The sequence below is a fragment of the Robinsoniella sp. genome (genome assembly GCF_034124845.1).
Genome location: NZ_JAWYAJ010000038.1, coordinates 1 through 6376, shown reverse-complemented (window position 1 = coordinate 6376; position 6376 = coordinate 1). Strand labels below are relative to the sequence as shown.

At 41.3% G+C, this 6376-nt stretch carries 5 protein-coding genes and 1 pseudogene; 5 read left to right on the top strand and 1 reads right to left on the bottom strand.

Features of this window, described 5'->3' with window-relative positions; genetic code table 11:
- From ACH2DQ_RS01915 to ACH2DQ_RS01905, 3 genes are all read left to right on the top strand, one after another.
- Positions 1-1687 (top strand): sensor histidine kinase (locus ACH2DQ_RS01915; protein ID WP_395025282.1); only part of this gene is annotated, 1687 nt, incomplete at its 5' end.
- 153 nt (positions 1688-1840) lie between these two features.
- Complete coding sequence (locus ACH2DQ_RS01910; RefSeq protein ID WP_394913622.1) at positions 1841-2593, top strand: response regulator; 753 nt, start codon at positions 1841-1843, stop codon at positions 2591-2593.
- Between the two features lie 144 nt (positions 2594-2737).
- The gene (locus ACH2DQ_RS01905) at positions 2738-3928 is read left to right on the top strand and encodes a uroporphyrinogen decarboxylase family protein (RefSeq protein ID WP_394913623.1); all 1191 of its coding nucleotides are present in this window, start codon (positions 2738-2740) and stop codon (positions 3926-3928) included.
- A gap of 98 nt (positions 3929-4026) precedes the next feature.
- On the opposite strand, the gene ACH2DQ_RS01900 is transcribed toward ACH2DQ_RS01905, so the two are convergent.
- Positions 4027-5388, bottom strand: coding sequence for a VanZ family protein (locus ACH2DQ_RS01900; protein WP_394913624.1), 1362 nt, complete (start codon positions 5386-5388; stop codon positions 4027-4029).
- Between the two features lie 265 nt (positions 5389-5653).
- On the opposite strand from ACH2DQ_RS01900, the gene rpsL reads away from it, so the two are divergent.
- Together rpsL and ACH2DQ_RS01890 are read left to right on the top strand one after the other, a co-directional pair.
- Entirely contained in the window at positions 5654-6076 is a 423-nt protein-coding gene (gene rpsL, locus ACH2DQ_RS01895) for a 30S ribosomal protein S12 (protein ID WP_027296125.1), read from the top strand.
- A 203-nt stretch (positions 6077-6279) separates the two neighbouring features.
- Positions 6280-6376, top strand: a pseudogene (locus ACH2DQ_RS01890) (30S ribosomal protein S7); the annotation flags it as partial.

The window sequence follows — 6376 nt, the reverse complement described above, 5'->3', positions numbered from 1 at the left end:
ATATAACCAATACAATATCCATCAGGATGGAGTGAGCAATATTGGGCAGATCGCAGAAAATGTAATGGCACAGGTAGACAGCCGCCTTACCACGATGGATCAGACAGCGATTGATGTGTTGTCAGATAATCATTTCCTGGATTTGTGGAATCAGACTGTGGTTTCGCCCGGTGAAGAAGTGGGAAAAGAAATACGGAAGCTTTTGACCAGGGCGTATACCAATAAATCAGATATACGAAGAGTTGCCATTTATGGAAAAGACGGGACCTATTACAGTACCGGGAAAACTGATGTTAAGCAAGAGGATGTAAGGAATCGGATTCAGATGATAGAAAGCCAGTATCCCATGAAGCAGATGAACAGCCGTGTGTATTTAAAGCCCCATCTGGATTACTGGGACAAGAGCAGTGAGGTCCTGGTGGTATCTGAAATAAAACCGGTAAAGGACAGAAACACAGATATCATCGGTTATCTGGAAGTTCAGCAGAATGCTTTCTATATGGAAAATATCTGCAATGTCAAGTGGAACGGCAAAGGCTTAAAGGTCATGGTATTTATGGAAGAAACGGATGAGCTTTTCTATACCAACCTTTTGGACAGTAAAAAAAATGAATCCTATGTGGAACAGGTAAAAGATTTTACCAGGCAGTATTCAAAAATGAAAGAGGATAACCACTCTTTGTTTTCCACGGCATCGTCCAATTATTATGCCTGTAAAACCGTAATTATACTGGATAAAAATGTCTTGAATGAATCTTTGAACAAAATGCTGGGTGGAATTGCAGCCATTACCTGTGTACTAATTATTGTCACCACATTTTACAGCTTCTGGACTACCCGGATGATTATGCGCCCGATTAATCTGCTGGTGAAGACCATGCAGGATACAGACCTGACGAATTTCCGTCAGAAGAGAGAAATAAAGGTCAGAGATAAAGAGACGGAGATACTGGTAAATTCCTTTGAGGATATGGCTAAGCGTCTGGAGGATGCCCTGGTTAAACAGAAGAAGCTGGAAAATGTCCAGACCAAAACGCTGTTCAGTGCCCTGCAGTCGGAAATGGGTCCGCATTTTCTCTATAACAGCCTTGGAAGTATTGCAAATCTGTGTGAGCAGGGAGAAACAGATACGGCAGCAGATGCATGCTACAGTTTGACTGAGATCCTGAGATATGCGTCTAATTATGAAACATCAGAGGTGACCATAGGGGAAGAAATAGAGAACCTGAAAGCTTATATGTCAATCATGAAGAGCCGTTATCAGAAACGAATTGAATTTGAAATGGAAATTGATGAGGACACCAAATATATCATCATTCCGAAGCTTACATACCAGCCTCTGGTGGAAAACGCCATAAAGTACAGTCTGATGGAGCACGATAAAGTAATCATTAAAATCTATACGGTGGTACTGGGAGAGAAGCTGGTTGTGGAAATAAAGGACAACGGATGCGGAATCAGCAAAGATGCAGGAGAAGTGATCCGGAGAAGAATCGAAGAATTTCACAATACGGATAATGCGACTTATATCACAGAGCAGATTCAGTTTGGAGGAATGGGACTGAGCGGGACGTTAATCCGGCTTTCTATTTATTATGGAGACAGTTTCTGGTATGAGCTTCAGGATAACAATGATGAGGGAGGTACCAGTATCCTGTTTGGTATGAATATCAGTAAATATCGGTAATATGCAGCAGTTAGTCCGAACCGTATGTAAACAGAATATAGTAGGTGCAAAGCAATTACAAAACAGGTGCAGTGTAGTTAGAGAGCAAGTGCAATGTAATTACAGAGCACATGCAAACCAGTTGCAAATACAGGAAAAAAGGAGTGGCTATTGATGTATAAAGTATTGCTGGTGGATGATGAACCGGCAGCCCTTGATATGGAAAAGAGAGCAATCCAAAAGAGGACAGAGAATTTCCAGGTATCAGGAGAAGCGTATAACGTGAAAGATGCGATTGAACTTTACCACAGCATTATTCCGGATGTTGTATTAACGGATATGAAAATGCCCAGGCAAAATGGAATTGAGCTTATAAAATATATTGCCGGACAGGAGGTCAATAAGGCTGTTTGTATAGCGGTCAGCGGCTATTCTGACTTTGATTATGTTCACGATGCTTTTTCCTATGGAGCATTTGACTATCTTCTGAAGCCTGTAGAGCCTAAGAAAATTGAGGAACTTTTTGTGCGGATCCGCAGGCTTTTGATCTCTACAAGAGAGAATCCATGTACCATAAAACTCCCCCAGGGGAGGTTAAGCACCGACCAGTTAGTAAAAAATGTAGAAGAGCATATCCGTAAAAATATTGCCGGTGACAATAGCATACTGAATATCTGCAGTATATTTTCCATCAGCCAGCCCTATTTGAGCAAGGCATTCAAAATGCATTTTAACTGTACCTATAATGAATACTTAATCGGTATCCGGATCGAAGAGGCGAAGAAGCTTCTCGACCGCAAAGAAGAGTACCTCATAGGAGAAATTGCCGAGTTATTAGGGTTTTCCGATCAGTTTTATTTTAGTAAAGTATTTAAGAATACAACCGGATACACCCCGCGGGAATACCGTGGGAGGAACGACAGATGAGTTTTGTATTTTATATATTTCAGCTTTGATTTTACATGTACTTTTTCATCATTTACTTTTAAAATGAGCTTATAAAGACAGATTGCAGACAGTGAAAGTAATCATTAAAGAAGCTCTGGAATCAGGCTGATGGAGAAGGAGGATATGATGACAAACAGAGAGCGTGAAAATTTAACTTTGAATTTTGGAAAGCCGGACAGAGGCGCTGTTGAGGAGACCTTTTATCCCTGGGTATTGACGAAGAACCGTTTTGTAGAAGAGGGATTGCCATCCGTAATAGCACACAATGCCAAGGATATTACTAATGATATTGTAGGGAATAAAGGGAATCAGACCGAAAAATATCTGCCCGTAGCATGGGGACAGGGGGTAATGGAATACGAACAATACCTGGGGTTTGATCCGGTAAGGCGGATTCATTTTGTACTCCCCTTTCGCAGATTTGAAGAAAAAATACTGGAAGACACGGAAACTTATCTCATAAAACAGGATATTTACGGCAGACAGATGATGCAGAAAAAGGGTTCTGAAATTGAAACCGAATATAAGTCTGTCATTCAGGATGAGGCAGACTGGGAGCGGCTGAAGGCTCATGCAGACAGAGAGTTGGAGTCTTATTTCAGCGATGAGGCAATTGCGACGGCTTACGGTGCTCTAAAGGAAGGACATGACCGGGGAGACTATTCCATCCGTTTAAATCTGGAAGGATTTTTCTGGGTGCCCAGGGAACTGATGGGGATAGAAGCCCACCTGTATGCTTTTTATGATAAGCCGGAGCTGATTCATGATATCAATGAGTACATATTGCAGGTGTATACAACAAAGGTAATCAAAGTCGTAGATCTGCTGCAGCCGGATGTAGTTTATCTCATGGAAGATCTCAGCGGGAAAAACGGACCAATGATATCCGGAGAAAATTTTGACGAGTTTGTGGGAGCTTATTATAAAAGGCTGATTCCCATGTTGAAAGCGCATGGAGTAAATAATGTTTTTGTGGACACGGATGGTGATTTTACAATCATGATCCCACATTTCCTGGATGCCGGCGTGGACGGCTTCCTCCCTATGGATGTGAATGCCGGAATGGACATTGTAAAAGTAAGAGCGCAGTTCCCGGGGCTTAAATTTATCGGTGGGTTTAATAAACTAAAGATTGCCGAAGGAAAGGAAGCAATAGACCGGGAATTTGACCGAATTCTTCCGGTGATCCGGGGAGGCGGATATATTGTGGGCTCTGACCATCAGGTGGCACCATCTACATCCCTTCAAGATTACCAGTATTATATTCAGAAATTAAAAGAGGTAATGGAGCAGGCGGGAAAAGATGTGAGGTAAATCGTTCCAGTAATAAAATAGTATTATAAAAAAGTATAGTAAAAAGCCAATGCAGTCATATAAAAAGCTACTGCATTGGCATTCTTTCATTTACTGTTTTATTTGCGGTTAAAAAGAGAACGGATTTTGGATACCAGATCCACGTCGTCATCATCATCCTCGGCCAGCCTTTTAGAATGCTTGTTCGCGGTACTGTATTCCTCGTCCGGACCGTTGTCATCCGCTGATTCATACTGCTGGTGACGGTCGTAATATTGGGTCTGATCTTCAAATTGATCAGGAGACCGATAATTTGCGTACCCGCTTCCATAATTCTGTCCACCGAAATCCTGCTGCTGTGCACCGTTGTAATTTTGTCCGCCAAAATCCTGCTGGCGCCCGTTTCCATAATTTTGTCCTTTATAATTCTGCTGCTGTCCACTTCCGTAATTCTGTCCCGCAAAATTCTGTTGAGGCTCATTGCCATAAGGCTGTCCCTCGAAATTCTGCTGAGGTCCATTGCCATAAGGCTGTCCTTCAAAATTTTGCTGAGGTCCATTGCCATAAGGCTGTCCTTCGAAATTCTGCTGAGGTCCATTGCCATAAGGCTGTCCTTCGAAATTCTGCTGAGGTCCATTGCCATAAGGATGTCCCCCGAAATTCTGCTGAGGTCCATTGCCGTAAGACTGCCCCCCAAAATTCTGTGGGTGATTGCCATAGTAGGATTGCTGCGGGTTTACATTCTGATAACCCGGGTTCTGATTATAAGGTGCTTGTCCTTCATAACCGTTATAATGCTGCCCATAGGAGTTGCTGCTGCTCTTGCCTTTTTTTAGCGTATTTCTAAAACTTTTTGATTTAGATGCAGATTTTGGGATATTATTATAATAAGCATGTTCTTCCTTATAATGGTATTCCGGTGCACTCGTGGTATAATTTTTGAATTTATGGTTTTTGTGTTTGACTTTTGTGATCCTTTTAACCTTTTGTTTTTTCTTTCTCGGTTTAAAGATCGTCATTCGTCCGGTCCATCCCACCATACGGACGACTACAATTCCAAAAAAGACACCGATACTGTCAATTCCCACATCTCTTAGAGAAGGAGAGCGCCCGCCCACAAAGGACTGGTGGTATTCATCCCCCAGTGCAAAACCGACGCAGATGATGCCGGCTACAAGCATGAGCCAGATCCCGTGAAGCCCGTACACATATAATGGAAAGGATACTGCCACTGCGAGAGCAAAATATTCAGTCATATGTGCTAATTTACGTGTGATAAAGTTGATTTTATTGGCCCATTCTTCCACTTGCCACTGTTCCAGATTGGCATCGAAGATATAATCTCCTGCTTCTACAATTTTACAGCTGACTTTAAAACTCAGTTGTCCGGAAACATCTCCGCTTTGGCTGGAAAAATTAAAAATAAGGCACATTAAAAATATAGCTGGTATAAAAGATAATGGTTTTAATAATTTCCTCATAATATATCGCCTCCGATTTGCGCCTATCATAGCATTCCTGGCGTTTGTTGTCTACTGGGTTAAGAAAATTATAAGGTATTTTGGGCAAAAAACTTTGAAAAATACTGGAAAGTGCTTGACATTGGAAATGCATATGGCTATAATAAATCAGTGTGCGTGAATTTTAATCTATTTTCAGGCACCATCAAATTAAATTTAAACAGCAACCACATGTACAGAAAGAAAAAAATATGTTTTTGTACAAATAAAACAGGAGGTGAAAGGAATGCCAACATTTAACCAGTTAGTAAGAAAAGGTCGTCAGACATCTGAGAAAAAATCAACTGCACCAGCTCTGCAAAAAGGATTTAACTCCTTAAAGAAAAAGAGTACGGACGTATCCGCACCACAAAAAAGAGGTGTATGTACAGCAGTTAAGACAGCTACACCTAAGAAACCTAACTCAGCTCTTAGAAAGATCGCCAGAGTTCGTTTATCTAACGGAATCGAAGTAACAAGCTACATCCCAGGTGAAGGACATAACCTTCAGGAGCATAGCGTTGTTCTTATCCGTGGCGGTAGAGTAAAAGACTTACCAGGTACAAGATATCACATCGTTCGTGGTACACTTGATACAGCAGGCGTTGCAAAGAGAAGACAGGCTCGTTCCAAATACGGAGCTAAGAGACCAAAAGACGCTAAAAAATAATTCGTAACAATGAAATTATAAATTATTCGTATCACAAACAGAACTACAGACTTAAATTGTGCCGGATTTCTTATTCACCCGTGGTTGCAGGTTAATATAGAAGCTTTCGTGCACGAAACACAAGTAGAACGACACATGTGAGTACCGATGAATTAATCAAGCAGTCTTAACTGACTGCGATAATAATTAAGGAGGGAAGTACCGTGCCACGTAAAGGACATACTCAAAAAAGAGACGTATTAGCAGATCCATTATACAACAACAAAGTGGTTACAAAGCTTATCAATAACATTATGTTAG

What these genes read in the sequence shown, in the direction of transcription:
- ACH2DQ_RS01910 (WP_394913622.1), top strand. Translation starts at nt 1,841, where the DNA reads ATGTATAAAGTATTGCTGGTGGATGATGAACCGGCAGCCCTTGATATG.
- ACH2DQ_RS01905 (WP_394913623.1), top strand. Translation starts at nt 2,738, where the DNA reads ATGATGACAAACAGAGAGCGTGAAAATTTAACTTTGAATTTTGGAAAG.
- ACH2DQ_RS01900 (WP_394913624.1), bottom strand. Translation starts at nt 5,388, where the DNA reads ATGAGGAAATTATTAAAACCATTATCTTTTATACCAGCTATATTTTTA.
- rpsL (WP_027296125.1), top strand. Translation starts at nt 5,654, where the DNA reads ATGCCAACATTTAACCAGTTAGTAAGAAAAGGTCGTCAGACATCTGAG.